At 60.8% G+C, this 26,180-nt stretch carries 20 protein-coding genes; 4 read left to right on the top strand and 16 right to left on the bottom strand.

The features are described from left to right. Nucleotides 1-134: 134 nt before the first annotated feature. From dbpA to betI, 7 genes are all read right to left on the bottom strand, one after another. Nucleotides 135-1,520, bottom strand: coding sequence for an ATP-dependent RNA helicase DbpA (gene dbpA / locus ACA072_RS26965; RefSeq protein WP_129440455.1), 1,386 nt, complete (start codon nucleotides 1,518-1,520; stop codon nucleotides 135-137). Between the two features lie 182 nt (nucleotides 1,521-1,702). Continuing rightward, on the bottom strand, nucleotides 1,703-3,130 hold the full coding sequence (gene mdtD / locus ACA072_RS26960) for a multidrug transporter subunit MdtD (protein ID WP_497621694.1): 1,428 nt from the start codon (nucleotides 3,128-3,130) through the stop codon (nucleotides 1,703-1,705). A gap of 159 nt (nucleotides 3,131-3,289) precedes the next feature. Then, nucleotides 3,290-4,627: a TldD/PmbA family protein gene (locus ACA072_RS26955; protein ID WP_497621692.1), complete on the bottom strand. Its 1,338-nt coding sequence runs from the start codon at nucleotides 4,625-4,627 to the stop codon at nucleotides 3,290-3,292. Further along, complete coding sequence (locus ACA072_RS26950) at nucleotides 4,627-6,069, bottom strand: TldD/PmbA family protein (RefSeq protein WP_497621690.1); 1,443 nt, start codon at nucleotides 6,067-6,069, stop codon at nucleotides 4,627-4,629. The genes ACA072_RS26955 and ACA072_RS26950 overlap by 1 nt, the downstream gene beginning before the upstream one ends. 294 nt (nucleotides 6,070-6,363) lie before the next feature. Continuing rightward, nucleotides 6,364-8,067, bottom strand: a complete 1,704-nt coding sequence (gene betA / locus ACA072_RS26945) for a choline dehydrogenase (protein WP_497621688.1) — start codon at nucleotides 8,065-8,067, stop codon at nucleotides 6,364-6,366. Nucleotides 8,068-8,222: 155 nt separating this feature from the next. Continuing rightward, nucleotides 8,223-9,695 (bottom strand): betaine-aldehyde dehydrogenase, encoded by a 1,473-nt coding sequence (gene betB, locus ACA072_RS26940; RefSeq protein ID WP_497621686.1) that lies wholly within the window; start codon nucleotides 9,693-9,695, stop codon nucleotides 8,223-8,225. 109 nt (nucleotides 9,696-9,804) lie between these two features. Next, a complete protein-coding gene (betI, locus tag ACA072_RS26935; protein WP_008151939.1) occupies nucleotides 9,805-10,398 on the bottom strand; it encodes a transcriptional regulator BetI in 594 nt (197 codons plus the stop codon). 379 nt (nucleotides 10,399-10,777) lie between these two features. Between betI and ACA072_RS26930 the strand changes: the two genes are divergently transcribed. Next, entirely contained in the window at nucleotides 10,778-12,727 is a 1,950-nt protein-coding gene (locus tag ACA072_RS26930; RefSeq protein WP_497625047.1) for a BCCT family transporter, read from the top strand. 197 nt (nucleotides 12,728-12,924) lie between these two features. Here ACA072_RS26930 and choV read toward each other — a convergent pair whose 3' ends face one another. From choV to ACA072_RS26915, 3 genes are all read right to left on the bottom strand, one after another. Continuing rightward, nucleotides 12,925-14,103, bottom strand: a complete 1,179-nt coding sequence (gene choV, locus ACA072_RS26925; protein WP_131060629.1) for a choline ABC transporter ATP-binding protein — start codon at nucleotides 14,101-14,103, stop codon at nucleotides 12,925-12,927. Then, the gene (choW, locus tag ACA072_RS26920) at nucleotides 14,100-14,945 is read right to left on the bottom strand and encodes a choline ABC transporter permease subunit (protein WP_109635476.1); all 846 of its coding nucleotides are present in this window, start codon (nucleotides 14,943-14,945) and stop codon (nucleotides 14,100-14,102) included. The genes choV and choW overlap by 4 nt, the downstream gene beginning before the upstream one ends. Before the next feature lie 66 nt (nucleotides 14,946-15,011). Beyond that, nucleotides 15,012-15,959, bottom strand: a complete 948-nt coding sequence (locus ACA072_RS26915) for a choline ABC transporter substrate-binding protein (RefSeq protein ID WP_095127145.1) — start codon at nucleotides 15,957-15,959, stop codon at nucleotides 15,012-15,014. Nucleotides 15,960-16,394: 435 nt separating this feature from the next. Here ACA072_RS26915 and ACA072_RS26910 point away from each other — a divergent pair, with 435 nt between their 5' ends. Next, nucleotides 16,395-17,771, top strand: coding sequence for an L-serine ammonia-lyase (locus ACA072_RS26910; RefSeq protein ID WP_497621682.1), 1,377 nt, complete (start codon nucleotides 16,395-16,397; stop codon nucleotides 17,769-17,771). A 549-nt stretch (nucleotides 17,772-18,320) separates the two neighbouring features. After that, complete coding sequence (gbdR, locus tag ACA072_RS26905) at nucleotides 18,321-19,424, top strand: choline metabolism transcriptional regulator GbdR (RefSeq protein ID WP_109635472.1); 1,104 nt, start codon at nucleotides 18,321-18,323, stop codon at nucleotides 19,422-19,424. A 133-nt stretch (nucleotides 19,425-19,557) separates the two neighbouring features. On the opposite strand, the gene ACA072_RS26900 is transcribed toward gbdR, so the two are convergent. From ACA072_RS26900 to choX, 6 genes are all read right to left on the bottom strand, one after another. Continuing rightward, the gene (locus ACA072_RS26900; protein ID WP_401354025.1) at nucleotides 19,558-19,821 is read right to left on the bottom strand and encodes a hypothetical protein; all 264 of its coding nucleotides are present in this window, start codon (nucleotides 19,819-19,821) and stop codon (nucleotides 19,558-19,560) included. Nucleotides 19,822-20,209: 388 nt separating this feature from the next. Further along, nucleotides 20,210-21,370, bottom strand: coding sequence for a gamma-butyrobetaine dioxygenase (locus ACA072_RS26895; protein WP_497621680.1), 1,161 nt, complete (start codon nucleotides 21,368-21,370; stop codon nucleotides 20,210-20,212). Nucleotides 21,371-21,384: 14 nt separating this feature from the next. Then, a complete protein-coding gene (locus tag ACA072_RS26890) occupies nucleotides 21,385-21,861 on the bottom strand; it encodes a thioesterase family protein (RefSeq protein WP_497621679.1) in 477 nt (158 codons plus the stop codon). A 124-nt stretch (nucleotides 21,862-21,985) separates the two neighbouring features. Continuing rightward, the gene (locus ACA072_RS26885; protein WP_429511716.1) at nucleotides 21,986-22,951 is read right to left on the bottom strand and encodes an L-carnitine dehydrogenase; all 966 of its coding nucleotides are present in this window, start codon (nucleotides 22,949-22,951) and stop codon (nucleotides 21,986-21,988) included. 156 nt (nucleotides 22,952-23,107) lie between these two features. After that, entirely contained in the window at nucleotides 23,108-23,995 is an 888-nt protein-coding gene (gene cdhC, locus ACA072_RS26880) for a 3-dehydrocarnitine:acetyl-CoA trimethylamine transferase CdhC (protein ID WP_017341199.1), read from the bottom strand. A 75-nt stretch (nucleotides 23,996-24,070) separates the two neighbouring features. Continuing rightward, nucleotides 24,071-25,015: a choline ABC transporter substrate-binding protein gene (choX, locus tag ACA072_RS26875; RefSeq protein ID WP_497621677.1), complete on the bottom strand. Its 945-nt coding sequence runs from the start codon at nucleotides 25,013-25,015 to the stop codon at nucleotides 24,071-24,073. 194 nt (nucleotides 25,016-25,209) lie between these two features. Between choX and ACA072_RS26870 the strand changes: the two genes are divergently transcribed. Next, nucleotides 25,210-26,154: a GlxA family transcriptional regulator gene (locus ACA072_RS26870; protein WP_497621675.1), complete on the top strand. Its 945-nt coding sequence runs from the start codon at nucleotides 25,210-25,212 to the stop codon at nucleotides 26,152-26,154. Nucleotides 26,155-26,180: the final 26 nt, after the last annotated feature.

The raw sequence follows: 26,180 nt of genomic DNA, 5'->3' as shown, positions 1-26,180 counted from the left end.
TCACACAAGAGCTGATCTGGAATGCAATCAAATGTGGGAGCTGGCCTGCCGGCGATGGCATCGAATCGGTTTACCAGTCAGACCGAGTCGATGCCATCGCTGGCAGGCCAGCTCCCACAGGGGTCGCGGCGTTCTTAAAGGATACGAACGCGCAGCGAACGACCTTTGATCTTGCCGTCGTTCAGGCGCTGCAAGGCTTGCTTGGCGATCCCGCGTTCCACAGCCACATACGCCTGGAAGTCGAAAATGGCGATCTTGCCGACCTGAGCGCCCGGAATACCGGCATCGCCGGTCAGTGCGCCGAGAATGTCACCCGGGCGAACCTTGTCTTTACGGCCAGCGCCGATGACCAGCGTGCTCATCACCGGCAGCAGCGGTGCGCCGCCCTGGGACTTGAGGTTGTCCAGCTGATCCCAGCTCAACGGCGAATTCTGCAGTTGCTCGATGGCTTGGGCGCGGTGGGCTTCGGACGGTGCGACCAGGCTGATCGCGATGCCTTTCTCGCCAGCGCGACCGGTACGGCCGACACGGTGGATGTGGATTTCCGAGTCACGGGCCAGTTCGACGTTGATCACCATGTCCAGCGCATCGATGTCCAGACCGCGAGCGGCGACGTCGGTGGCAACGAGTACCGAAGTACTGCGGTTGGCGAACATGGCCAGTACCTGGTCACGGTCACGCTGTTCCAGATCGCCGTGCAGGCCGACAGCGGAGATGCCTTTGGAGGTCAGGTGATCGACGGTTTCCTGAACTTGCTGCTTGGTGAAGCAGAAGGCCACGCAGGAGGCCGGACGATGATGCGCGAGGACTTTGACCACGGCGTCCATGCGCTCTTCCGGGGAAATTTCGTAGAAACGCTGCTCGATCTGCGTGTCGTCATGGAACGCCTCGGCCTTCACGATCTGAGGGTTGCGCATGAACTTCGCGGCCAACTGCTTGATGCCCGTCGGGTACGTGGCGGAGAACAGCAGGGTCTGGCGACGCTCCGGGCACTGGGCGATGATTTCTTCGATGGAATCGTAGAAACCCATGTCGAGCATGCGGTCGGCTTCGTCGAGGATCAGCGTGTTCAGGCCGTGGAGCACCAGCGAACCTTTGCGCAAATGTTGCTGCAGGCGGCCCGGGGTGCCGACGATGATGTGCGCGCCGTGCTCCAGAGAGCCGATCTGTGGGCCGAAGGACACGCCGCCGCACAGGGTCAGGATCTTGATGTTGTCCTCGGCGCGGGCCAGACGACGGAGTTCCTTGGCGACCTGGTCGGCCAGCTCACGCGTCGGGCAGATGACCAGCGCCTGGCAACCGAAGAAGCGCGGATTGATCGGGTTCAGCAGGCCGATACCGAAGGCCGCGGTCTTGCCGCTGCCGGTCTTGGCCTGGGCGATCAGGTCCATCCCCTTGAGGATCACCGGCAAGCTTTGCGCCTGGATCGGCGTCATCTGGGCATAACCGAGGGAGTCGAGGTTAGCCAGCATGGCGGCGGACAGCGGCAAAGTATTAAAAGCGGTGGCGATGGTGGTCACGGGACTGGCCTGCAAAACAAAATGTCGCGCAGTGTATCAGTCCCGCGCGCTCCACCTGCAACTTCTGGACGAGTAGCCGTAGCAGCTGTCGAGGCACGAGGCTGCGTTGGGCTGCGAAGCGGCCCCCGAGGGCGGTCCTGCGGACACGCAACGCAGCCTCGTGCCTCGGCAGCTGCTACAAGTCAGTGCTCTATATCGTGCTCGCGGCTGACCGTCCGTCGACCATCCTTCGGTGAAAGCTGCGAGAAGATCGTCGCGGCCAGCATTGCCATGATTCCGACCGTCACAAATGTCAGCTGGAACGCGCCCAGCACCGTGTCCACACCATCATTTCCGATCTCTGCGGTAAAGCCGCCAAGCAGCGCGCCAGCGCAGGCAACGCCAAGGCTCAGGGACAATTGCGCAACCACCGACAGCAGGCTGTTGCCGCTGCTGGCGCTGGCGTCGTCGAGGTCGATCAGGGTCACGGTGTTCATTGCAGTGAACTGCAAGGAGTTGATCGCGCCGAGAATTGCCAGCATCCCCAGCAGCAGCCAGTACGGCGTCTGTTCGCTGACCAGGCCCATGCTCGCCAGCATCAGCCCCAGCGCCAGGGTGTTGCCGGTGAGGACGATGCGATAGCCCAGGCGTTCAATCAGCGGCCGTGCCACCGATTTGGCAACCATCGCCGCAGCCGCCAGCGGCAACATGCTCATCCCGGCCTGGGACGGTGAGTAACCCAACGCCACTTGAAGCAGCAATGGCACGAGGAACGGCAAGGCGCCGCTGCCCAGGCGGGCGAACAGGTTGCCGAGAATGCCCACGGCAAACGTCCGGGTCTTGAACAGCGACGGCGCGAACAGCGGATTATCGATGTGTCCGGCGCGTAACCAATACGCCGCCAGACACGCCATGCCACCGAACAGCAACAACATCACGCGCAAGTGCGGCAGGTGCAGTTCGCCGAGGCCTTCCATGGCGACGGTGATCAGCACCATCGCCGCACCAAACAGCAAAAAGCCGAGGCTGTCGAAACGCGTGCGTTCGCTGCCACGCAGGTCGGGGATGAACCTCCACACGGCGTAGCAACCGACAGCGCCCACCGGCAGGTTGATCAGGAATATCCAGTGCCAGGTCAGGTATTCGACCATCCAGCCGCCCATGGTCGGGCCGATCAATGGGCCAAGCAGACCGGGTATGGTAATGAAGCCCATGATCCGCACCAGCTCCGAGCGCGGGTAGGCGCGCAGCACCACCAATCGCCCGACCGGCAGCATCAGCGCGCCGCCCAGGCCCTGAATCACCCGGGCGCCGATCAGCATGCTCAGGGTGCTCGACAACGCACAGAGTAGCGAGCCGAGGCTGAAGAGAAGGATGGCGCCGAAGAAGATTTTCTTGGTGCCGAAACGGTCGGCGATCCAGCCCGAGGCGGGGATCAGCAGCGCGACGGTGAGCATGTAGGCAATGATCACGCCCTGCATGCGCAGCGGATCTTCGGCGAGATCTCGGGCCATGGCGGGCAGGGCGGTGTTGAGGATGGTCCCGTCGAGGGATTGCATGAAGAACGCGATGGCGACGACCCACGGCACCCAGCGGGCGGTGACAGCGTCGAGAGGCGGGCGGTTGGGCATGGGACCTCTTGTTAGTGTGAAATGACACGATCTGCAGAACGATGAAACCCTGTAGCAGCTGTCGAGGCACGAGGCTGCGTTGGGCTACGAAGTAGCCCCCGAGGGCGGTCCTGCGGACACGCAACGCAGCCTCGTGCCTCGGCAGCTGCTACGGGGTGTTTACAGCGTTAACGTGAGTCGGCTGACGAGCGCTCCCGGCAACAACGCCGAGGCAGTCGCCCGCTGACTGTAGGTGCTGGCCGACAACATCAGCTCGCGCTCCTCGGTCAACGCTTCGAGCTGCGAACCGAGCAAACTATAGGCACTGTCATCAAACCGCATCGTACTCACCGGCGCCTGAATCTCGCCGTTCTCGACCCAGAACGTCGCAAACCGCGTCATGCCGGTCAGGCGTGCCGCCGGTTGGTCCGAGTAGTTCAGGTACCAGAGGTTGCTGATGTACAAACCCGTGCCCAGTTGCTTGAGAATCTCTGCGTCAGGCAACGTACCGGCTGCCATGTTCACTGCGCTCGGCATTTCACCGCCGCCGGCGCCGTTGGCGGTCAGGCCATATTCGGCCGCACTGCGTGAACTGACCATCTGCGCGCCCGCCTTGCCATTGACGATCAAGCCAAGATCGCTGCGCGGATAACCTTCGCCGGAGAATGCCGGGCTCAACGAGCCGCTGACTTTTTCATCGACCGACACCAGCGGGCTGAACGAACTGTCGCCTGCATAAAGCTTCTGCAGCGGACTGTGTTTGCTGGCAATCGACTGCGCCGAGAAACCGCCCCAGCCCAGCATGTCCATGAATTCTCCCAAGGCAGCCGGCGCCAGGTAGGCGCGGTACTGACCCGGCGCCAGGGTGCGTTGCGGTCTGCCCAGGAACGCCAACTGCTCGCGGGCCTGCGCAAAGCGTTTGGCAAACCCTTCGCTGTTCCAGTCGTGCCCGGCGTAGCTGGCCTTCACCGCTTGGCCATTGTCGTGGAACAGACTGAAATCGAAATTGAAACTGTTGGCCTGATGCCAGCCGAACGCGCCCGAGGAACTGGCGAAACCGCGGCTGATCGGCCCGGCGGCGTAGAAGCCGACCAGGTCCAGCCCTTCGGCCGCCTGGGTGATTTCAGCGACCACTTGCTCGGTGTCCGGCAGCGGATGCGCCTGCACGTTCTTGCTCTGCCAGCCATTGTGGTTGAGCAGCAGGTAAGGATCTTGCGGCAGCAGCGGCAAGGTTTCGCGCAGTTGTTGCAGACCTTCGGCCAGACGCTGAACGTCGACTTCCGCATCACCGGAAAGGGTAATGTTCAGGTCGGCATGCCGGCCATCGTTGATCAGTTTGAAACCGACGCTCGCCTGCTGCACCTGACCGGCCTGACGCACCTTGGCGTGGTTGAAACGCACGAAGGCCGAGGACTCGGCAGCGTAGCTGAGGGTGAACTGCTCCGGCTCGCGAATCGCATCGCGCAGCCAGTTGACCAAAGCCTTGAACGACTCGGCCTGAGTGTTTGAAGTGTTCATCAGGCGTCTCCCCCAAATACATCCACGTTGCTGAACACGCAGGCCGGCGAGGCATGGCCGACGCGGATCACCTGATTCGGTTCGCCCTTGCCGCAGTTCGGCGTGCCGAGGACCTTGACGGTGTTCGCATCGCCGACGGCGCTGAGGCTCTTCCAGAAGTGCGCGGAAATCGCCCGGTAGTTCGGGTTTTTCACCACACCTTTGAGTTCGCCGTTTTCGATCAACTGCGCCCATTCGCAACCGAACTGGAACTTGTTGCGCGCATCGTCGATGGACCACGAGCGGTTGGTCGACATCATGATGCCGTGCTCGATGTTGCCGATCAGTTGTTCCAGGGGTTGATCGCCGGGCTCAATGTTCAGGTTGGCCATGCGGTCGATCGGCGGACGGTTCCAGCCACAGGCGCGGCTGTTGGCGACGCCGTCCATGCCGGCCCGGAATTGCGACAGCGCGCCGCCCAGTGGGCGCAGCAGCAGGCCTTCTTTAATCAGGAATTGCTTGCTCGCAGCGGTGCCGTCGTCGTCATGGCCGTAGCTGGCGAGCTGCTCGGGAATATCGGGATCGAAGGTTACGTTGAGCAGTTTCGAGCCGTATTGCAGGCTGCCAAAGTCTTCTGCCTTGACGAAACTGGTGCCGGCGTAATTGCGCTCATCGCCCAGGATGCGGTCCAGCTCCAGCGGGTGACCGATGGATTCGTGGATCTGCAGCATCATCTGGTCGGGCATCAGCAGCAGGTCGCGAGGACCTTGCGGGGTGTTCGGCGCCAACAGCAATTGCAGCGCCTGGTCGGCGACTTTCGGCCCGGCACCGACCAGGCCACAGCGACTGATCACATCAAAGCCACCCTGCTGGCCGAAGTTCTCGCGGCCGAGGGTGCGGGTCTGGCTGTCGCTGCCGTCGTAGGCGGTGACTTCCAGGCTCGGGTAGACGAACCGCTGGGCCTGACGCAGTTCGGCGCCAGCGCTGCTGAGGTAGATTTGCTCGACGTTGGTGATGCCGATGCTCACCTGCCAGTTCACCAGTCGCTCGTCCTTGGGCACGGACGCGGATTCGGCGCCGAGCAGTTGGTAGCAATCGCTCAGGGACGGGAAGGGCTGGTCGAGGTTCGGCGAAAAGTAGTCGGCACGGTCGCTGGAGACGGCTTGTTCGCGCAGGTCGAGCAAGGCGTGGGGCTTGAGTCGGCGGGCTTGTTGCTCGGCGCGCTCAAGGGCCGCTTGCAGGCCTTGTTGCGACAGGTCGTTGGTCGCGGCGTAGGCTTCGACGCCGTTGACGCGCACGGTCAGCATCGCGCCTTCGTCACGGCTCAGGCTTGGAGGTTCAGCGACATTCTTGCGCACCGACAGGTACTGGCCGGACTCGCGCACGTAACGCAGCGAAAAGAATTCAGCGCCCGTGCGCAAGGCAGCGAAGCGCTGCTTGAGCTGGGGGTGGAAATCGAACATTCGGGAACCTCCTTGGTCTGGAGTGGCGGTGTAGCGGTGTAGCGATGTTGCGAAGGGGGGGTGAAACGTTTGCGTGGCGCTAGATTAGGCCTGCGTGGGGGGTAGGATCAAGGGCGGAGCGGTGTAGGAAGGAATTACCCAGGTGTGCCAGGTTTAGATGAGTTGGCTGGTCGTGCCCCTTCGCGAGCAAGCCCGCTCCCACATTTGATCTTGGGTGTTCACAAAATCTGTGTTCACTGAAGATCTTCTGTGGGAGCGGGCTTGCTCGCGAAGGCAGCACCGCGGTGTTACGCCTTACTGAGCAGTCAGGCTCACATCCCGCAACGGCTTGCCCCGCACCGGCGCATCGCCGGCCACGAAGTAATCAGCCGTGCTACGCGGCAGCGGCTGGCGACCACGGATCTTGTCGGCGATTTTCTCGGCGATCATGATCGTTGGCGCGTTCAGGTTGCCGGTGGTGATGATCGGCATGATCGAGGCATCGACCACGCGCAGGGCTTGCATGCCGTGCACACGACCTTCGCCATCGACCACGGCCATGTCGTCGGTGCCCATCTTGCAAGAGCAGGACGGGTGGAACGCGGTTTCGGCGTGTTCGCGGATGAACTTGTCGAGCTGCTCATCGGTTTGCACGTCGATGCCCGGGCTGATTTCGCGGCCACGGAAAGCATCCAGTGCAGGCTGTTGCATGATTTCGCGGGTCAGGCGGATGCCATCGCGAAATTCTTGCCAGTCCTGCTCGGTGGCCATGTAGTTGAACAGGATGCTCGGGTACTCGCGCGGATCCTTGGACTTGGCCTGGATGCGACCACGGCTCGGCGAACGCATGGAACCCATGTGCGCCTGGAAGCCGTGCTCTTTCACGCCGTTGCTGCCGTTGTAGTTAATGGCAACTGGGAGGAAGTGGTACTGGATGTTCGGCCAATCGAATTCTTCGCGGGTACGGATGAAACCGCCGGCTTCGAACTGGTTGCTGGCGCCGATGCCGGTGCCGTTGAACAGCCACTCGGCACCGATGGCTGGCTGGTTGTACCAGAGCAGCGACGGGTACAGCGAGACCGGTTGGGTGCAAGCGTATTGCAGGTACAACTCAAGGTGGTCCTGCAGGTTTTCGCCGACGCCTGGCAGGTCATGGACCACCGGGATGTCGAGCTTGTTCAGCAGTTCGGCCGGGCCGACGCCGGAGCGTTGCAGAATCTGCGGCGAAGCGATGGCGCCGGAGCACAGCAGCACTTCTTTGCGGGCACGGGCTTCAACGCGCTCTTCAGCGGCGCCGATCAGGTAACGCACGCCAACGGCACGCTTGCCTTCGAACAGGATCTTGTCGGTCAGGGCGTGGGTGACGATGGTCAGGGTCGAGCGCTTCTTGGCCGTGTCCAGGTAACCGCGAGCGGTGCTGGCGCGACGGCCGTTCGGCGTCACGGTGCGGTCCATCGGGCCGAAGCCTTCTTGCTGGTAACCGTTCAAGTCTTCGGTACGCGGGTAACCGGCTTGCACGCCTGCTTCAACCATCGCGTGGAACAGCGGGTTGTTGCCGGCTTTCGGCGTGGTCACGCTGACCGGACCGTCGCCACCGTGGTAGTCGTTCGGGCCGATGTCGCGGGTTTCGGCCTTGCGGAAATACGGCAGGCAGTTCAGGTAATCCCAGTCTTCCAGACCTGGCAGCTTGGCCCAGTTGTCATAGTCCATCGCGTTGCCGCGGATGTAGCACATGCCGTTGATCAGCGAAGAACCACCCAGGCCTTTGCCGCGACCGCATTCCATCCGGCGACCGTCCATGTGTGGCTCTGGATCGGTTTCGTAGGCCCAGTTGTAGCGACGACCCTGCAGTGGGAACGCCAAAGCGGCCGGCATTTGCGTGCGGAAGTCCAGACGGTAGTCCGGGCCGCCTGCTTCGAGCAGCAGGACGGTGACGCCTTCGTCTTCAGTCAGACGGGTCGCCAGGGTGTTACCGGCCGAGCCGGCACCGATGATGATGTAATCGAATTCTTGGGACATTAAATGCACCCTCTTTGAAGTTGGTCAGGTCACCTGTAGCAGCTGCCGAGGCACGAGGCTGCGTTGGGTCGCGCAGCGACCCTCTGAGGGCGGTCCTGCGGACGCGCAACGCAGCCTCGTACCTCGGCAGCTGCTACAGGGTTTTCAGCCGGGGCTTAGAAAACCGAGGCGTAATCGCCCAGTTCGACCTGTACCGATTTGATGCGTGTGAAGTTGTTCAGCGAGCTGATGCCGTTCTCACGGCCCACGCCCGACTGCTTGTAGCCGCCGACCGGCATCTTTGCGTCGGACTCGCCCCAGGCGTTGATCCAGCAGATACCGGCTTCCAGTTGATGAATCACGCGGTGGGCGCGGTTCAGGTCCTTGGTGACGATACCGGCGGCCAGGCCGAAGTCGGTGTCGTTGGCGCGACGAATCACTTCTTCTTCGGTGTCGTACGTCAGGATCGCCATCACCGGGCCAAAGATTTCTTCGCGAACGATGGTCATCTCGTCGGTGCAGTCGGTGAACACGGTCGGTGCCACGAACGCGCCTTTGGCGAAGTCGCCTTCGGTCAGACGGCTGCCGCCGCACAGAACGCGAGCGCCTTCTTCCTTACCTTTGGCGATGTAACCCAGCACGCTTTCCATGTGGGCGAAGCTGACCAGCGGGCCGAAATTGGTGTTCTCGTCTTCCGGGTTGCCGATGCGGATGCGCGCAACGCGCTCAGCGATCTTGGCTTCGAAAGCCGCTTTCAGGTGAGTCGGTACGAACACGCGAGTACCGTTGGTGCAGACCTGACCAGAGCTGTAGAAGTTGGCCATCATCGCGGTGTCGGCGGCGCGATCGAGGTCGGCGTCGTCGAAGATGATCAGCGGGGATTTGCCGCCCAGTTCCATGGTCACGTCTTTCAGCGACGAAGCGGAAGCGCTGGCCATGACCTTCTTGCCGGTGTCGGTGCCGCCGGTGAAGGAGATTTTTTCGATGCGTGGGTGCTCGGTCAGCCAGGTGCCGACTTCACGGCCGCTGCCGGTCAGGACGTTGAACACGCCGGCTGGCAGGCCTGCTTCTGTGTAGATTTCGGCCAGTTTCAGCGTGGTCAGGGAAGTGACTTCGCTTGGCTTGAAGATCATCGCGTTACCGGCTGCCAGGGCAGGGGCGGATTTCCACAGGGCGATCTGGATCGGGTAGTTCCACGCGCCGATACCGGCCACGACGCCCAGCGGCTCGCGACGGGTGTAAACGAACGACGTGGTGCGCAGCGGGATCTGCTCGCCTTCGATGGCGGGCACCAGGCCTGCGTAGTATTCCAGCACGTCAGCACCGGTAACGATGTCGACATACTTGGTTTCGGAGAACGACTTGCCGGTGTCCAGGGTTTCCAAAGCGGCCAGTTCATCGTTGCGCTCGCGCAGGATGTCCACGGCACGACGCAGGATGCGCGAACGCTCCATGGCGGTCATCGCGGCCCAGATTTTCTGGCCCTTTTCGGCGCTGACGACAGCGCGCTCGACGTCTGACTGGGTCGCACGTTGTACTTTTGCGAGGACTTCACCGTTAGCCGGGTTGATGGCTTCGAAAGTGGCGTCGCTGCTGGCGTCGGAGTAACCGCCATCGATGTAGAGTTTTTGCAGTTCGAAACGGGCCATAAAGTCCTCGCAAGTGCATAAGTGGTTGGCGTAGGCCACTGCGGTGAAGCCATATAGGTGTGGCAACACCGATCAGTAGCAGTTCAGGGGTTGAGCGGTTATGTGTGCTCTAACTCACCTGCTTGGCCAATTGAAAATCCATGTATTCGTAAGCGATCTGGTGCGCTTGCTCAGTGTCGAAAGCATCTCCCGACAGCGCGCCGCGCAACCACAAACCGTCAATGAGGGCTGCCAGGCCCCGGGCTGCACTGCGCGCGTCATCGAGCGGCAATACGCGGCGGAACTGGCAGCACAGGTTGGAATACAGACGGTGATCGTTAATCCGCTGCAACCGGTGCAAAGACGGGTGGTGCATGCTGGTGGCCCAGAAGGCCAGCCAGGTTTTCATTGCCGGGCCATTGACCTGGCTGGCGTCAAAGTTGCCTTCGATGATCACCTGGAGGTGCGCCCGCGGGCTGCTGTCCTCCAGCGCCTGACGGCGCGCGGTGACGTTCTCGCTCAGGACGCTCATCAGGTACTGCGCCGTGGCAGCAATCAGGCCGTTCTTGTCCTGAAAATAGTGACTGATGATGCCATTCGAGACACCGGCCAAACGGGCGATCAGCGCAATGCTGGCGTCCCCCATTCCGACCTGATCGACGGCCTGCAATGTGGCTTCGATCAATTGCTGGCGGCGGATGGGTTGCATACCGACCTTGGGCATCTTGCACATCTCCTTAGGCCTTCCGGTGGACGTCAAACGTCTATCGGATTGAGGGCCAGTCTATTTTGTTTTGATTGAACGTTCAATCAACAAAGAATAAGATCTGCGACAAATCGTCGCTGCCTACAGGTTTTTCCTACGTGTAGTGGGCGGAAAAACGACATCCGAAATCGCTCGAAACCCACGCGCACTGGCGCTCCCGGGCTTCGGGCTTTTTTCGGGGTGTCTTTATATCACCCGTCGGTCGGCTGCCAACTAACCGATTAGTCGGGTACCGCGTTGCCTTGTGTTCTTCTCTCGCACTGCCTGGAGCATCTGTGCCATGAGTTCTGCCTCTCTAATAAAGACCCCACCCGAGAAGGTGACGGTCAACGGTTGGGTGTTCTACACCTCTACCGCGTTGATTCTGTTGTTGACCGCCATTCTGATCATCGCCCCGCAAGAGGCCGGCAGATTGCTCGGCATCGCCCAGGCCTGGTTGTCCCGCAGCTTCGGCTGGTACTACATGGTGGTGATTGCCGCCTATCTGGTATTCGTCGTTGGCCTGGCGTTTTCGTCCTACGGCAAACTCAAGCTGGGCAGCAAGGACGACACCCCGGACTTCAGCTACGGCGCCTGGGCGGGGATGCTGTTCTCGTCGGGCATCGGCATATCGCTGTTGTATTTCGGTGCTTCCGAACCGCTGGACCACTACTTCAATCCGCCGGAAGGCGTGGCCGGCAGCAACCTTGCCGCACGTCAGGCGGTACAACTGACGTTCCTGCACTGGGGCCTGCACGGCTGGGCGATCTACGCCTTGGTCGGTTTGGCCGTTGCTTACTTCGCCTACCGTCATAACCAACCGCTGGCGTTGCGTTCGGCGCTGTACCCGCTGGTTGGCGAGCGTTGGGTCAAGGGCGCAGCCGGTCACGCGGTGGACGGCTTCGGCATGTTCGTGACCCTGCTGGGTCTGGTGACGAACCTGGGGATCGGTTCGCTGCAAGTGTCGTCGGGCCTTGAAAACCTGTTCGGCATGGAGCACAACAACACCAACCTGCTGATCGTGATCATCGTGATGAGCACCGTGGCGACCATCGCGGCTGTGTCCGGCGTGGAAAACGGTATTCGCCGTCTGTCCAACCTGAACATCGTGCTGTTCAGCGGCTTGCTGATTTTCGTGCTGCTGTTCGGTCCGACCCTGCACTTGCTCAACGGCTTCGTGCAGAACATCGGTGACTACCTCAACGGTATCGTGCTGAAAACCTTCGACCTCTATGTGTACGAAGGCAGTGGCGAGAAGAGCGAGCGCTGGATGGGCCTGTGGACCTTGTTCTACTGGGCCTGGTGGATTTCCTGGGCCCCATTCGTCGGCATGTTTATCGCGCGTATTTCCCGTGGTCGCACGGTGCGTGAACTGGTGGCCGGCGTGCTGCTGATCCCGTTGGGCTTCACCTTGGCGTGGCTGTCGATCTTCGGTAACTCGGCCCTGGACCTGGTGATGAACCATGGGGCGGTGGAGCTCGGGAAGACGGCGCTTGAACAGCCGTCGATGGCGATTTACCAACTGCTTGAGCATTACCCGGCGTCGAAGATTGTGATCGGCGTGTCGATTTTCGTCGGTTTCGTGCTGTTCCTGACCCCGGCGGATTCCGGCGCGGTGATGATGGCCAACCTTTCGTGCAAGGGCGGCAATGTCGACGAAGATGCGCCGCACTGGCTGCGGATCTTCTGGTCGGCGGTGATCACGCTGGTGACCATCGGCCTGCTGTTCGCCGGTAACTTCGAAGCCATGCAAACCATGGTGGTGCTGGCCGGTCTGCCGTTCTCGGTGGTGCTGGTGTTCTTCATGTTCGGCTTGCACAAGGCCATGCGCCAGGACGTGCAGATCGAACAGGAGCAAGCGGAACTCGCGGCCCGCGGTCGTCGTGGTTTCAGCGAGCGTCTGACGCAGCTGGACCTGCAACCGAACCAGTCGATCGTTCAGCGTTTCATGGACAAGCAAGTCAGCCCGGCGCTGGAAGAGGCAGCGGTGCAATTGCGCGGTCAAGGCCTGGAAGTGCAAACGTTGCTGGGTAAATCCAAGCGTTGCATGGGCGTGCGAATCGAGATGGAAGAGGGCAACCCTTTTGTCTACGAAGTGAGCCTGGATGGCTACCTGGCGGCGGCGAGCGACACGGTCTCGGCTGAAAGCGCTGATGAACCGCGTGCACGCTACTACCGCGCCGAGGTGTACCTGCACAACGGCAGCCAGGATTACGACTTGATGGGCTTCACTCAGGATCAGATCACCCGTGACGTGCTCGATCAGTTTGAAAGCCATCGGCAGCTCCTTGGCCGGGTTTATAGCTGAGTAATCAAGGACGCGTTGTTTCGGTCTGAAGCACCGCGTCGGCTTCATCGCCAGCAGGCTGGCTCCCACAAGAGAATGCATTCCAATGTGGGAGCCAGCCTGCTGGCGATGGGGGCTTCAACTTCAACACTGCATCACCCGATATCCCATAAACAAAAACGCCGCGATCCTCTCGCGGCGTTTTTGTATCTGCTGCCTTACCCCAGGTTCTTGCCGAGCAGCGCGTGGTACAGCTCGCTGTCACCCAGAATCCCGACAACTTTGTTGTTGTCGTGCAGCACCAGTTTGTTGCCCGTCTGATATCGAATCTGCAGCGCATCGCGCATGCCGATATTCGAGTCCACCAGCGTCGGTCGACGACCCAAGCCTTCAACCGCTTGCCCTGGAATCCAGTTCTGCAGGTCCAGGCTCGCACCGTTCTGGCGGGCGCCTTTGATGGTATTGCCTTCGGCCAGGTCCAGCCACGAATCGCCACCCGGATCGAGGCACACCGAACCGTTGATGCGTTTGCAGTTGTCCAGCGTGCGCATCAGGCTGCGACCGCACAGAACGTTCAGCGGATTGGTGTGCGCGACGAAAGTCCGCACGTAATCGTCCGCCGGGTTCAACACGATCTCTTCAGGCTTGCTGTACTGGACGATCCGACCGTCTTTCATGATCGCGATACGGCTGCCCAGCTTCAGGGCTTCATCGAGGTCGTGGCTCACGAACACGATGGTTTTGTTCAGCTTGCTTTGCAGTTCCAGCAGTTCGTCTTGCAGGCCTTGGCGGATCAGCGGGTCGAGTGCCGAGAACGGTTCGTCCATCAACAGGATGTCGGCGTCCATCGCCAGCGCACGGGCCAGGCCCACACGTTGCTGCATACCGCCGGAGAGTTCGTCAGGCTTCTTGTTGCGCCACTGGGTCAGGCCCACCAGCTCAAGCTTGTCGTCCACCAGCTTGCGCCGTTCCTTTTCCGGGCGACCCTGCATTTCCAGACCGAAACTGATGTTCTCGCGCACTGTCAGCCAAGGCATCAGGGCGAATTTCTGGAACACCATCGCGATACGCTTGGTGCGCATCATTTTCAGTTCTGCCGGGGTGCAGGACGCGATATCGATCTGCTTGCCTTCGTGCTCGACGAACAGCTTGCCGCGGCTGACGGTGTTGAGGCCGTTGATGCAGCGCAGCAGGCTTGATTTACCGGAGCCGGACAGGCCCATCAATACGCAGATTTCACCTTTTTCGACGTCCAGGCTGGCTTTTTCAACGCCCACAATCTGCCCGGTCTTTTTCAGGATCTGGTCACGGGTCATGCCCTGGTCGAGAAGCTTGAGCGCTTCACGCGGGTCTTTGGAAAAGATTACGTCGACGTCTTCGAAGCGAATAATGCTCATGCGTCACCCCCTACTTTAGCGTCGGGTTGTTTGCAGATACGGTCGAGCATGATCGCCAGCAATACGATCGCCAGGCCGGCTTCGAAGCCTAGGGCGATATCAGCAGTGTTCAGTGCGTTGACCACGGGTTTGCCCAGACCGTCGGCGCCCACCAGTGCCGCGATCACCACCATCGACAGCGACAGCATGATGCACTGGGTGATACCGGCCGCGATGCTTGGCATGGCGTAGGGCAGTTCGATGCGTGCGAGCAGTTGACGGCGTGAGCAGCCGAAGGCTTTGCCGGCGTCCATCAATTCTGCGGGTACATCGCGGATACCCAGGTAGGTCAGGCGGATAGGCGCGGCAATCGCGAACACTACCGTGGAGATCAGGCCCGGGACCACACCCAGACCGAAGAGGGTCAGGGTAGGAATGAGGTACACGAAAGTCGGCACGGTCTGCATCAGATCGAGCACCGGCCGCATCAGTGTGTAGAACATCGGTTTGTGCGCGGCGACGATGCCCAACGGCACGCCGATGACCACGCAGACCAGGGTCGCGAAGAGCACCTGGGCGAGGGTTTCCATGGTTTCCTGCCAGTACCCCAGATTGAGGATCAGCAGGAAGGAGGCAATGACGAAAACAGTCAGCCCCCACTTTCGTTGAATGAAGTGTGCCAGTAGAGCGATGAGGCCGATCAATGCCAGCGGGTTGAACCAGGTCAGCGCGAAAGTCACGCCGTGGATCATCGTTTCCAGTGACACGGCGATGGCGTCGAAGGTGTTGGCGCCGTGTTGCGTCAACCATTCAACGAAGCCCGCGATGTACTGGCCTAGAGGTATTTTCTGATCAATCAGCATGGTAGTGAACGTCCGCATGCAAGGAAATAAACAGCCCGGGCGAGCGAACTCGCCCGGCGTAAGCGATTACTGCGCGAGCTTGGCTTTCACGGCCTCCAGGCCTGGTTTACCGTCAATGGTGGTCACGCCAGCGAGCCAGGTATCGAGGACCTGTGGATTCTTTTTCAGCCAGGCCTTGGCGGCCGCGTCAGGCTTCATTTTGTCGTCCAGGACGTTGCCCATCAGCGTGCTTTCCATGTCGAGGGTGAACACCAGGTTTTTCAGCAACTGACCCACGTTGCTGCATTCCTGCGCATAGCCCTTGCGGGTGTTGGTGAAGATGGTCGCCTGACCGAAGTTCGGGCCGAAAAAGTCGTCGCCGCCTGTCAGGTACTTCATCTTGAAACGAGTGTTCATTGGGTGCGGTTCCCAGCCCAGGAACACCACGGCGGTGTTGCGGCGCTGGGCGCGATCGACTTGCGAGAGCATGCCTGCCTCGCTGGACTCGACCACCTTGAAGCCGGCGTCTTTCAAGCCGAAGGCGTTCTTGTCGATCATGCTCTGGATCAGGCGGTTGCCGTCGTTGCCTGGTTCGATGCCGTAGATTTTGCCGTCGAGTTCTTTCTTGAACTTGGCGATGTCGGCGAAATCCTTCAGACCCTTGTTATACAACTCTTCGGGCACGGCGAGTGTGTATTTTGCGTTTTCCAGGTTGGCGCGCAGGGTCTCCACGGTGCCGGCATCGCGGTAGGCCTTGATGTCGTTTTCCATGGTCGGCATCCAGTTACCCAGGAACACATCCATGTTCTTGCCGTCGGCCAGGGACTTGTAGGTCACCGGAACGGAAATCATCGTGGTTTTGGTTTTGTAGCCCAGGGCATCGAGAACGACGCTGGTGGTGGCGGTGGTGACAGTAATGTCAGTCCAGCCGACATCGGAGAAGTTTACGGTGCTGCACTGAGCGGGTTCTGCAGCTTGAGCCAGTAACGGCAGACTCAGCATGGCGGCCAACAACAACGACGGGGAACCTTTCATGGATGGACTCCTTGGTGTTTTTTTTGGCAGTGTTCCGACTGGACCACCGCACTTATAGGTTGCGGTTGGATGGCGTTTTGGAGACAGCTCTACCACGGCGCCTTGCAATCGAGTCGATACGATCATGTACCAGTGAAAATCTGACGCCTACAGGGTGCGTCGTAACCAGTACAGGGATGGTCGCATCCAGTGTCGGTGACGTCGTTTACAGCTTTTTTCAGCCCCCTTTACCCCTCTGATCCGCAAAAAAACGGCGAAAACGCAGCGTAAAACGCCCGCGGCGTTGGTGAGCATGAGTGCGTCGGTGTGAGACGTCGAACGACACGGCAAAAGCCTGATGATGCGGCCATCTCGGCGGATTGCAGCTTGAGCGTAGCAGCTCCGTCACTGGGCGCTTTTGCGCCTGGAGTTGGCACATCCAGGAGTTCGGCAGTAATGGCTATCAGCGTTTTCGACCTGTTCAAAATCGGCATCGGTCCTTCCAGTTCGCACACCGTGGGACCCATGCGGGCCGCCGCGCTGTTCGTGCAAGGTTTGCGTGAACAGGGTCTTTTGGAACAAGTGCGGCGCGTCGAAGTTCAGCTTTATGGGTCGCTGTCGGCCACCGGCATCGGTCACGGCAGCGACAACGCGGTGATCATGGGGCTGATGGGCGAGTGGCCGGACGCAATCGATCCGTCGCAAATCGGCATTCGTATTGAAACCTTGCGCGAGACCCACACGCTGTTGCTCGACGGTCGCCTGTCGGTGCCGTTTATCTGGGCTCGCGACATGCGCCTGATCGACGAAAACCTGCCCTTCCACCCCAACGCCATGACCCTGGTTGCCGAAGGCGATAACGGCGAGCTGCATCGCGACACCTACTATTCCATCGGCGGCGGTTTTGTCGTGGACGAAGCGCAGGCTTCCAGCGGCGTGGTCGATCTGGATCGCACCGTGTTGCCATACGACTTCTCCAGCGCCGTCGAACTGCTCAGCCTCTGCAAGCAGCACAACTTGCGCGTCGCCGAACTGATGATGGCCAACGAGAAGGTCTGGCGCAGCGAAGAAGAAATCCGCAGTGGCCTGATGAAACTCTGGCGCGCCATGCAGGATTGCGTCGAACAGGGCCTCAAGCACGAAGGCATCCTGCCCGGCGGACTGAATGTGCGCCGCCGCGCGGCCAAGTTGCACCGCAGCTTGCAGGAATTGGGTAAGCCCAACGTCATCGGCTCGACCTTGAGCGCCATGGAGTGGGTCAACCTGTTCGCCCTGGCGGTCAACGAAGAGAACGCTGCCGGCGGGCGCATGGTAACGGCACCGACCAACGGCGCGGCGGGGATTATTCCGGCGGTGTTGCACTACTTTATGAAGTTCAGTGAAGTGGTGACGGACGCCAATGTCGTCGACTATTTCCTCAGCGCCGCAGCGGTGGGGATTCTGTGCAAGAAGAACGCTTCGATTTCCGGTGCGGAAGTGGGTTGTCAGGGGGAAGTCGGTTCGGCCTGCGCCATGGCGGCGGCGGGACTGGCGGAGATTCTTGGCGCGACTCCGGAGCAGTTGTGCAACGCGGCGGAAATCGGTCTGGAACACAACCTCGGCCTGACCTGCGACCCGGTGGGCGGACTGGTGCAAGTGCCGTGTATCGAGCGCAATGCGATTGCCGCGGTGAAAGCGATCAACGCGGCGCAGATGGCGTTGCGCGGGGATGGTCAGCACTTTATCTCGCTGGATCGCGTCATCCGCACGATGCGTGATACCGGCGCGGACATGCATGACAAATATAAAGAGACATCGCGGGGCGGGTTGGCGGTTAGCGCCGTCGAGTGCTGAGTCAGTAGCACCGAGTTGCCTGCTTCGCGAGCAAGCCCGCTCCCACATTAGATCTCCAGTGTGCATGGATTTGTGTTCGGCAGAGATTAAGTGTGGGAGCGGGCTTGCTCGCGAAGGCGTCAGACCAGTCAAAACTGCGCGCTAAGTGAACACAGAATCTCGAACCCGCCACCTTTTAGCGCGTCGCTTACAGATAAGCGGCTTCTCCCAAATCCGGGATCCAGGTTGGCCATTACCGCCTGTCACCTGTGCTTGCGGTGACACTCTCCATCAGGTCGCCGTAGCCCTGTTCCCACAAGTGCTACCGATTTGCTCAAGCCCTACAGGGCAGAGCACCTCCAGTCGATAATGGCACTTATAACCCCCACTCTCGACGTGGCTTATATAGACACGCCGCGACGTCGTTTTCAGGAGTTATTGAATGGCCATTCAACTTTAGGCATGGCAATTGCTCTGTCATTACAAAGCCCGTCTCCCACGCGAGAACGATGGCAATAACAAGAGCCTCCGCCTGAGGCCATCACCCGCTTTGTGTGAGGAGATACCGCGATGACGACGTTCAACTCCGGGGCCCAACCCCAGAACCGTGCGCCTCAATCCATCGGCTTTCTGCTGCTGGACAATTTCACGCTTATTTCTCTGGCCTCCGCAGTCGAACCCCTGCGCATGGCCAACCAATTGTCCGGTCGCGAGCTGTATCGCTGGACCACACTCACCGTCGATGGCGGTCAGGTCTGGGCCAGTGATGGCCTGCAGATCACCCCCGATTGCTCCATGCACAAAGCCCCGCCTCTGGACACCATCATTGTCTGCGGCGGCATCGGCATTCAGCGTACGGTCACCCGCGAACACGTGTCGTGGCTGCAAAGCCAGGCGCGCCAGTCCCGTCGTCTGGGCGCGGTCTGCACCGGCAGCTGGGCCCTGGCCTGCGCCGGCCTGCTGGACGGTTTTGATTGCAGCGTGCACTGGGAATGCCTGGCCTCGATGCAGGAAGCGTTTCCGCGTGTGGCCATGAGCACACGCCTGTTCACCCTCGACCGTAACCGTTTCACCAGTTCCGGCGGCACCGCGCCGCTGGACATGATGCTGCACCTGATCAGCCGCGATCACGGCCGTGAACTGTCCGCCGCGATCTCGGAGATGTTTGTCTACGAGCGCATCCGCAACGAGCAAGATCACCAGCGCGTGCCGCTCAAGCACATGCTCGGCACCAACCAGCCGAAGTTGCAGGAAATCGTTGCGCTGATGGAGGCCAACCTGGAAGAGCCGATCGACCTCGACGAACTGGCGGTGTATGTCGCTGTTTCCCGTCGTCAGCTGGAGCGGCTGTTCCAGAAATACCTGCATTGCTCGCCGTCGCGTTACTACCTCAAACTGCGCCTGATCCGTGCCCGGCAGTTGCTCAAGCAAACGCCGATGTCGATCATCGAAGTGGCATCGGTGTGCGGCTTCGTGTCCACGCCGCACTTCTCCAAGTGCTACCGCGAATACTTCGGCATTCCACCGCGTGACGAACGCGTAGGCTCCAACACCACACAACAGGTGGCGATGATGCCGCTGCCGCAAGCACTGGTGCTGTCGCCGCTGTCCGGGCCGTTGTCGGCGTTGAGTCAGGCGCGCAATGAGTCGACATTTGCCAGCGTAAGGCTCTAAACCGAGGCGCTCCCTTCGTCGGATCGCCGCCCGGAGCAAGCCCGCTCCCACATTCGACCGCGCTCCCCTGAGAGAACTCGGTTAAATGTGGGAGCGGGCTTGCTCCGGGCGGCGCTCCTACGAAGGCGTCTTGTCAGGCGCTACGGCTCTGCTGATACTCCGCCAACGCAGGCAGCAACTGCTTGTCGATGGCCTGGCGCACGGCCGGCAGGATGGTCGCGCTGCTGGTGTACATCTGCTTGACCATGGTCCGCAGTTCCATTGCCCTTTCGTTGTTCAAACCCCGTACCGCGCATTCGCAGGCCTGCTCGGCGGTTGCGCCAGGGGGCACTGCAAATCCCAATGCCTTGAGCTGGCCCAACAGGTCTTCCTGGTCAATCAAATCGGCGTACATCATGACGCAATCCTTCTTCAGGGAACGGTGTCGTGGCTCGATTCTCGTAGGGGCGGTTGGCGTCGGCAAGGACGATTTGTCGCAATGGCCGCGATACCTATGAACAGGTCGTTTTCGGCTAACTTGCCAGACGTGAGAGTGGGCACACTGGATTCAGCTGGCTTCACGAAGGTTTGGTCACCCTCGCGCAACGGCTCCTCAACAGTACCCTCCTCAGCTCCGATCTTGTCACGGCTTGATCGGGGTTTTTTTTGCCTCTGAATCAGGAAGTCGTGAGGTGCATGGACTGACGCTTCCGCGAGCAAGCCCGCTCCCACAGTTGACCGCGTTCTTCTGGTAGAACTCGGTCAACTGTAGGAGCGGGCTTGCTCGCGAAGAACGATGACGCGGTCTAGCGTTGCAAAACGAGAATCCGCGACAACAATTCATCCCGGTCGACATAACAACCCTGGAAATGCCGGGCACCGCTGGCAGGGTCGAAAGTGTTGCGGGCATGAAGGGTGCGGCGGTTGTCGAAGCACCACAACTCACCGGGATTGAGTCGCGTCATCACCCGAAACCGCGCTTCGCGGGTCATCGCAATAAACCGGCGATACGCGCGGTAGAGCTTGGGCATGTCCTCGATCGACGCATCAAACGGCCCGCGCAGAAAGTTCGCCATGCGAATTTCCGAGACCTGCCCTAATGCATCCAGGGCGATGATCGGCGCCAGACAGCGGTAGTCGCTGTGACGGTCCTTGTTGCGAAACTCCACGGGGATTTCACACAGGGCCTTGAACGACTCGGGATCTTCCTCGCGCAACGCTTGAGCGATGGCAAAGCCGTCGACGAAAATACTCTCGCCACCGGCCGCGTCATTGACCAGGCAATGCAGGAATTGCAGCCCCGGTTGCAACTCCCGGGTCGGCAAATCGCTGTGCAGCGGCAGGTTGAAAGCGGTATAGGCATTGCTGTCGGCATCGGCCTTGGATTGCACGTTGAACAGCACGCCGAAATTGCTCTCGCGGATGAAGGAAATCCGCTGGGCAATCAGCTTCAGCGAACCGGGCTCGGTGGGCACACCACGCACTTGCGTCAGGCCGGTATCGCGCACCGCCAGCAGCCATTGCAGCAAAGCATCGTTGTCGTTCATTAGCGCCTGGTATTCGAATACCGGCAGCTGCAAGTCGCTTTTCCACAGTTTGGATTTTGGCTTGCCGGCCCGGCGTTCGGCGCGGGATTCATCGTCATAGGCGTGAGCCCGCAGCCAGCCCGGATCGAAACGGCTGAGATGGCCGTCCTGCCATGCGACGCTGAGACAACCTTCGGCATCGAGGTTTGCCGCTGTCGGCGTCAGGTCCTCGGCGACATCGACGATTTCCAGCACTTGCTCACGGGTCACGGTGTAGACGCATTGCGGGCACGGGCAGTTGTCGCGAAGCCATTGATGGTGAAACGGGCTGACCCGGCCGTCAGCCCACGTCACTTGAATTCGATCCGCCAGGGTTTCCACGGCGGTCAACGCGCTGATCAACGGGTAGGTACGGAAGTCGGCAAAAGCGGCGGTGTTCAATGGCGATCTCCTTGTTATTTTTTAGGGGGTAATGCGATCACTCGGCCAATGTAGGCGGGGGTAGGCAGGTCGGTTTGCTCGGCGACGATGGCTTGCAGCTTGCTCAAGGTGTCTTCGCTGAACGGTGCGGATCGCGGCCCGGCGAGGTCCACGTGCAGGAGCATTTGCTCGTTGCCCGCCAGCTCCTTGTCGTCGCCGACCAGATGCAGGCTGTGATAGAGGTGCAGGCGTTTGCTGTCGTGGCCGATGACCTGGGTGCGCACCTCGACGTCGGCGTCGAGCTTCACTTCGTGCAGGTAATTGAGGTGCAGTTCGAGGGTGAACAGCGAATTGCCGCTGGCTTCGCGGTTGTTGCTGTCCATGCCCAGGCGGTCCATCAGCGCGTCGGTGGCGTAGCTGAAAATCAGCAGGTAAAAGGCATCGCGCAGGTGGCCGTTGTAATCGACCCAGTCGGGGATTATTCGGGTTTGGTAGGTGGTGAGGGTGGGCATGGTTGTGGTTCCGATGTTGGTGGTGACTGGGCTGCCGTCTTCGCGAGCAAGCCCGCTCCCACAGGTGACCGCGTTCCAATGTGGGAGCGGGCTTGCTCGCGAAGGGGCAGGCCCTGCTGACTCGTTACTCGCTGAACGCCATCCCATGCTTCTCTTTGGTGGTCTTCACCGCTTCGAGCACCGCCAGCAGGCAATCATCACGATAGCGCTCCAGTGCGGAAATGCTGTGTTTGCCCAGTTGATCACTGGTCCCGTCCACCACATCATCAATCAACTTGTCGGTCAGTTCCGGCGCAGGCAGGTACGTCCATGGCAACTGCAACGCCGGGCCGAACTGCGCCATGAAGTGCCGCATCCCCGCATCGCCACCCGCCAGGGTGTAGGTCAGGAACGTGCCCATGAACGACCAGCGCAACCCCGCGCCAAAACGGATCGCATCGTCGATCTCGCCGGTGGTCGCCACACCGTCGTTGACCAGGTGCAGCGCCTCACGCCACAGCGCTTCGAGCAAGCGGTCGGCGATAAAACCGGGCACTTCCTTGCGCACATGCAGCGGACGCATGCCCAAGGATTCGTAGACTTTCATTGCCGCTTGAACAGCTTCAGGCGCGGTGTTTTTGCCCCCGACCACTTCCACCAGCGGCAGCAGGTAAACCGGGTTGAACGGGTGCCCGACCACGCAGCGTTCCGGGTGCGTCGAGCTCTCGTAAAACTCGCTCGGCAACAGGCCCGAAGTGCTAGACCCGATCAAGGCATTGGGCTTGGCCGCCGCGCTGATTTTGCTGTGCAATTCCAGTTTCAGATCAAGGCGTTCCGGGGCGCTTTCCTGAATGAAATCCGCGTCGCGAACGCACTCTTCAATCGTCGCGACAAAACGCAACCGATCCTGCGAGGCGCCAGGCGCCAGGCCTTGTTTCTCCAACGCACCCCAGGCATTGGCGACGCGTTTGCGCAGCGCGGCTTCGGCGCCGGGCGCCGGGTCCCAGGCGACAACGTCGAGGCCATGGGCGAGGGCGCGAGACACCCAGCCGCTGCCGATGACACCGCTGCCCAGAGCGGCGAAGGTTTTGATTTCGGTGATAAAGCTCATGGCGACGTCCTAAAAGAATTCGGTGACCTAATGTGGGAGCGGGCTTGCTCGCGAAGAGGCCGGTACATCCGACAGATCTCTTGCGTCAGAACCCCCGCTTTCGTCGGAACGCCGCCCGGAGCAAGCCCGCTCCCACAGGTGAGGTGTGATCAGCAATTAACCGCGCTTGGTCAGGCCCATTTTTGCCCGGCCTTCCGCCGGGGTCAGAACACGGGCGCCGAGGCGGCTGAGGATTTCCGAGGCGCGTTCGACCAGTTGGCCGTTGGTCGCCAGTACGCCCTTGTCCAGCCAGATGTTGTCTTCCAGGCCGACCCGCACGTTGCCGCCGAGCAGCACCGCTTGCGCCGCCATCGGCATTTGCATGCGACCAATCCCGAACCCGGCCCAGACCGCATTGGCTGGCAAGTTATCGACCATGGCTTTCATGGTGGTGGTATCGGCCGGTGCGCCCCACGGGATGCCCAGGCACAGCTGGAATAGCGGGTCGTCGAGTAGGCCTTCCTTGATCAGCTGTTTGGCGAACCACAGGTGACCGGTGTCGAAGATTTCCAGCTCGGCCTTCACGCCCAGCTCTTGAATGCGTTTGGCGCCAGCGCGCAGCTGCGCCGGGGTGGACACGTAAATGGTGTCGCCGTCGCCGAAGTTCAGGGTGCCGCAATCGAGGGTGCAGATTTCCGGCAGCAGTTCTTCAACGTGAGCCAGGCGGGTCAGCGGGCCGACCAGATCGGTGTTCGGGCCGAACTCCATCGGGTTCTCGCCAGCGCCGATTTCCAGGTCCCCACCCATGCCAGCGGTGAGGTTGACGATGATGTCGACGTCGGCCTCGCGGATGCGCTCCATCACTTCGCGGTACAGCGCCACGTCACGGCTGAATTTGCCGGTTTCCGGGTTGCGAACATGGCAGTGAACAACCGTGGCGCCGGCCTTGGCGGCTTCCACGGCAGCGGCGGCGATTTGTTTCGGGGTGACCGGCACGTGTGGGCTCTTGCTGGTCGTGTCGCCAGCACCGGTAAGTGCGCAGGTGATGATGACGTCGTGGTTCATGAGGCGGGTTCCTTGCAGGCGTGATGATTCCGTTCGCAGCCCGGTCGGGCTGCGAGTCGGTGGTTCAATCGGGGTTTATTTGCTGGTCAGTTTCAAATTGTCAGCGGCCGGTTTGCCATCGAAGGTGGTCACACCTTCGAGCCAGCGTTGCTTGTCTTGCGGGTGATCTTTGAGCCATTGTTTGGCCGATTCGAAAGCGTCCTTGTGATCGAGCAGCGGCTGCATCATCCGGCTCTCGTCTTCGGCGGTGTAGGTCAGGTTGCTCAGCAATTTGCCGATGTTCGGGCATTGTTGCGCGTAGTTCGGCGAAGTAACGGTCCAGACCGTGGCCATGCCTTCATTCGGGCCCAAGGCATCTTCACTGCCGGTGAGGTAGGTCATCTGCACGTTGACGTTCATTGGGTGTGGCGCCCAGCCGAAGAACACCACGGCCTCTTTGCGGCGCACGGCGCGATCCACCGCCGCGAGCATGCCGGCCTCGCTGGATTCGACCAGCTGGAATTTGCCGAGACCGAATTGATTCTTGGCGATCATCGCCTTGATCTGGGTGTTGGCGCCCGAGCCTGGCTCGATGCCGTAGATCTTGCCGCCCAGTTCTTTTTCAAAGTTGGCGATGTCGGCGAAGGTTTTCAGGCCCTTGTCGGCGAGGTAAGTCGGTACGGCGAGGGTGGCGCGGGCGTCCTTGAGGCTAGGCGCTTCAAGCACCTTGACCTGATTGGCCGCGACAAACGGGGTGATAGTCTGGGTCATCAGCGGGTTCCAGTAGCCCAGGAACAAGTCCAGGCGCTGGTCGCGGATCCCGGCGAAGATGATTTGCTGGGAAGCGCTGGTTTGTTTGGTGTTGTAGCCGAGGCCATCGAGCAGGACCTGGGTCATGGCGCTGGTGGCGATCACGTCGGTCCAGTTCACTACACCCATGCGCACGTTCTGGCATGAGGCAGGTTCGGCGGCCATGACGCTGGCGCTCAGGAAAGCGGTACCGCTGAGTGCAAGAACACAGCTGCTGATCAGTCGTTTCATCTCAGGTTTCCTCGGCAGTTCGTTATTGTGGGTCCGGGCGTCTTCGTGCGCCGGTGATGCCAAGTTACGCAGCTTGAGGCCCGTCAAAGCGCACTGCGGCGACCAGCTCTTGCACTGCAGCGACCTGTGCTCTTGAATGCCGCTCGCAAGTGGCGTATCAACATCACACGCTAGCCGCCAACCGAGTGCGCTCCATGTCCCAGGATTTCTACTTCATGTTGATGCCGGGTTTCTCGGCCATCGGTTTTATCTCGGCGATCGAGCCGTTGCGGGTCGCCAATCGCTTTCGCGGCGAGTTGTATCGCTGGCACGTGCTGAGCGCTGACGGCGGGGCAGTGCTGGCCAGCAACGGCATGTCGGTCAACGCCGATGCGGCGCTGGAGCCGTTGAAAAAAGGTGCAACCCTGTTGGTGGTCGCCGGTTTCGAACCCCTGAAGTTCGCCACGCCCGCGCTTGAACACTGGCTGCGCCGCCTGGACAACGAGGGCGTGACCCTCGGCGCCATCGACACTGGCAGCTTCGTCCTCGCTGAAGCCGGTCTGCTCGACGGCCATCGCCTGACCCTGCACTGGGAAGCCATTGACGCCTTCAAAGAGTCCTATCCACAGCTCAGCGTCACCCAGGAGCTGTTCGAGATCGACCGTCGGCGCATCACCTCCGCCGGCGGCACCGCATCCATCGACCTGATGCTCGACCTCATCGCTCAGGCCCATGGCCCGGAACTGGCGATCCAGGTCAGCGAACAATTCGTACTCGGCCGCATCCGCCCGCGCAAAGACCACCAGCGCATGGAAGTGGCCACGCGGTATGGCATCAGCAACAAGAAGTTGGTGCATGTGATTGGGGAGATGGAACAGCACAGCGAGCCACCGCTGAGCACGCTGGAACTGGCGGAATCGATCAAGGTGACCAGGCGGCAGTTAGAGCGCCTGTTTCGGCTGCATTTGAACGACACGCCGAGCAATTTCTACCTGCGGTTAAGGCTGGAGAAGGCGCGGCAGTTGCTGCGACAGACGGACATGAGCGTGCTGGAAGTGAGCATTGCGTGCGGGTTTGAATCGCCGTCGTATTTCACGCGTAGTTATCGGGCGCGGTTTGAGCGGTGTCCTCGGGAAGATCGGCGTACCGCACAGGCATAAGCATCGAAAACCTGTGGGAGCGGGCT

The organism is Pseudomonas sp. LBUM1656, assembly GCF_059716065.1.
Note: the sequence above shows the minus strand (reverse complement) of the source record. Positions and strands in the feature narration are given on the sequence as shown.

What these genes read in the sequence shown, in the direction of transcription:
- mdtD (WP_497621694.1), bottom strand. Translation starts at nt 3,130, where the DNA reads ATGCCCAACCGCCCGCCTCTCGACGCTGTCACCGCCCGCTGGGTGCCG.
- ACA072_RS26955 (WP_497621692.1), bottom strand. Translation starts at nt 4,627, where the DNA reads ATGAACACTTCAAACACTCAGGCCGAGTCGTTCAAGGCTTTGGTCAAC.
- ACA072_RS26950 (WP_497621690.1), bottom strand. Translation starts at nt 6,069, where the DNA reads ATGTTCGATTTCCACCCCCAGCTCAAGCAGCGCTTCGCTGCCTTGCGC.
- betA (WP_497621688.1), bottom strand. Translation starts at nt 8,067, where the DNA reads ATGTCCCAAGAATTCGATTACATCATCATCGGTGCCGGCTCGGCCGGT.
- betB (WP_497621686.1), bottom strand. Translation starts at nt 9,695, where the DNA reads ATGGCCCGTTTCGAACTGCAAAAACTCTACATCGATGGCGGTTACTCC.
- betI (WP_008151939.1), bottom strand. Translation starts at nt 10,398, where the DNA reads ATGCCCAAGGTCGGTATGCAACCCATCCGCCGCCAGCAATTGATCGAA.
- choV (WP_131060629.1), bottom strand. Translation starts at nt 14,103, where the DNA reads ATGAGCATTATTCGCTTCGAAGACGTCGACGTAATCTTTTCCAAAGAC.
- choW (WP_109635476.1), bottom strand. Translation starts at nt 14,945, where the DNA reads ATGCTGATTGATCAGAAAATACCTCTAGGCCAGTACATCGCGGGCTTC.
- ACA072_RS26915 (WP_095127145.1), bottom strand. Translation starts at nt 15,959, where the DNA reads ATGAAAGGTTCCCCGTCGTTGTTGTTGGCCGCCATGCTGAGTCTGCCG.
- ACA072_RS26910 (WP_497621682.1), top strand. Translation starts at nt 16,395, where the DNA reads ATGGCTATCAGCGTTTTCGACCTGTTCAAAATCGGCATCGGTCCTTCC.
- gbdR (WP_109635472.1), top strand. Translation starts at nt 18,321, where the DNA reads ATGACGACGTTCAACTCCGGGGCCCAACCCCAGAACCGTGCGCCTCAA.
- ACA072_RS26900 (WP_401354025.1), bottom strand. Translation starts at nt 19,821, where the DNA reads ATGATGTACGCCGATTTGATTGACCAGGAAGACCTGTTGGGCCAGCTC.
- ACA072_RS26890 (WP_497621679.1), bottom strand. Translation starts at nt 21,861, where the DNA reads ATGCCCACCCTCACCACCTACCAAACCCGAATAATCCCCGACTGGGTC.
- ACA072_RS26885 (WP_429511716.1), bottom strand. Translation starts at nt 22,951, where the DNA reads ATGAGCTTTATCACCGAAATCAAAACCTTCGCCGCTCTGGGCAGCGGT.
- cdhC (WP_017341199.1), bottom strand. Translation starts at nt 23,995, where the DNA reads ATGAACCACGACGTCATCATCACCTGCGCACTTACCGGTGCTGGCGAC.
- choX (WP_497621677.1), bottom strand. Translation starts at nt 25,015, where the DNA reads ATGAAACGACTGATCAGCAGCTGTGTTCTTGCACTCAGCGGTACCGCT.
- ACA072_RS26870 (WP_497621675.1), top strand. Translation starts at nt 25,210, where the DNA reads ATGTCCCAGGATTTCTACTTCATGTTGATGCCGGGTTTCTCGGCCATC.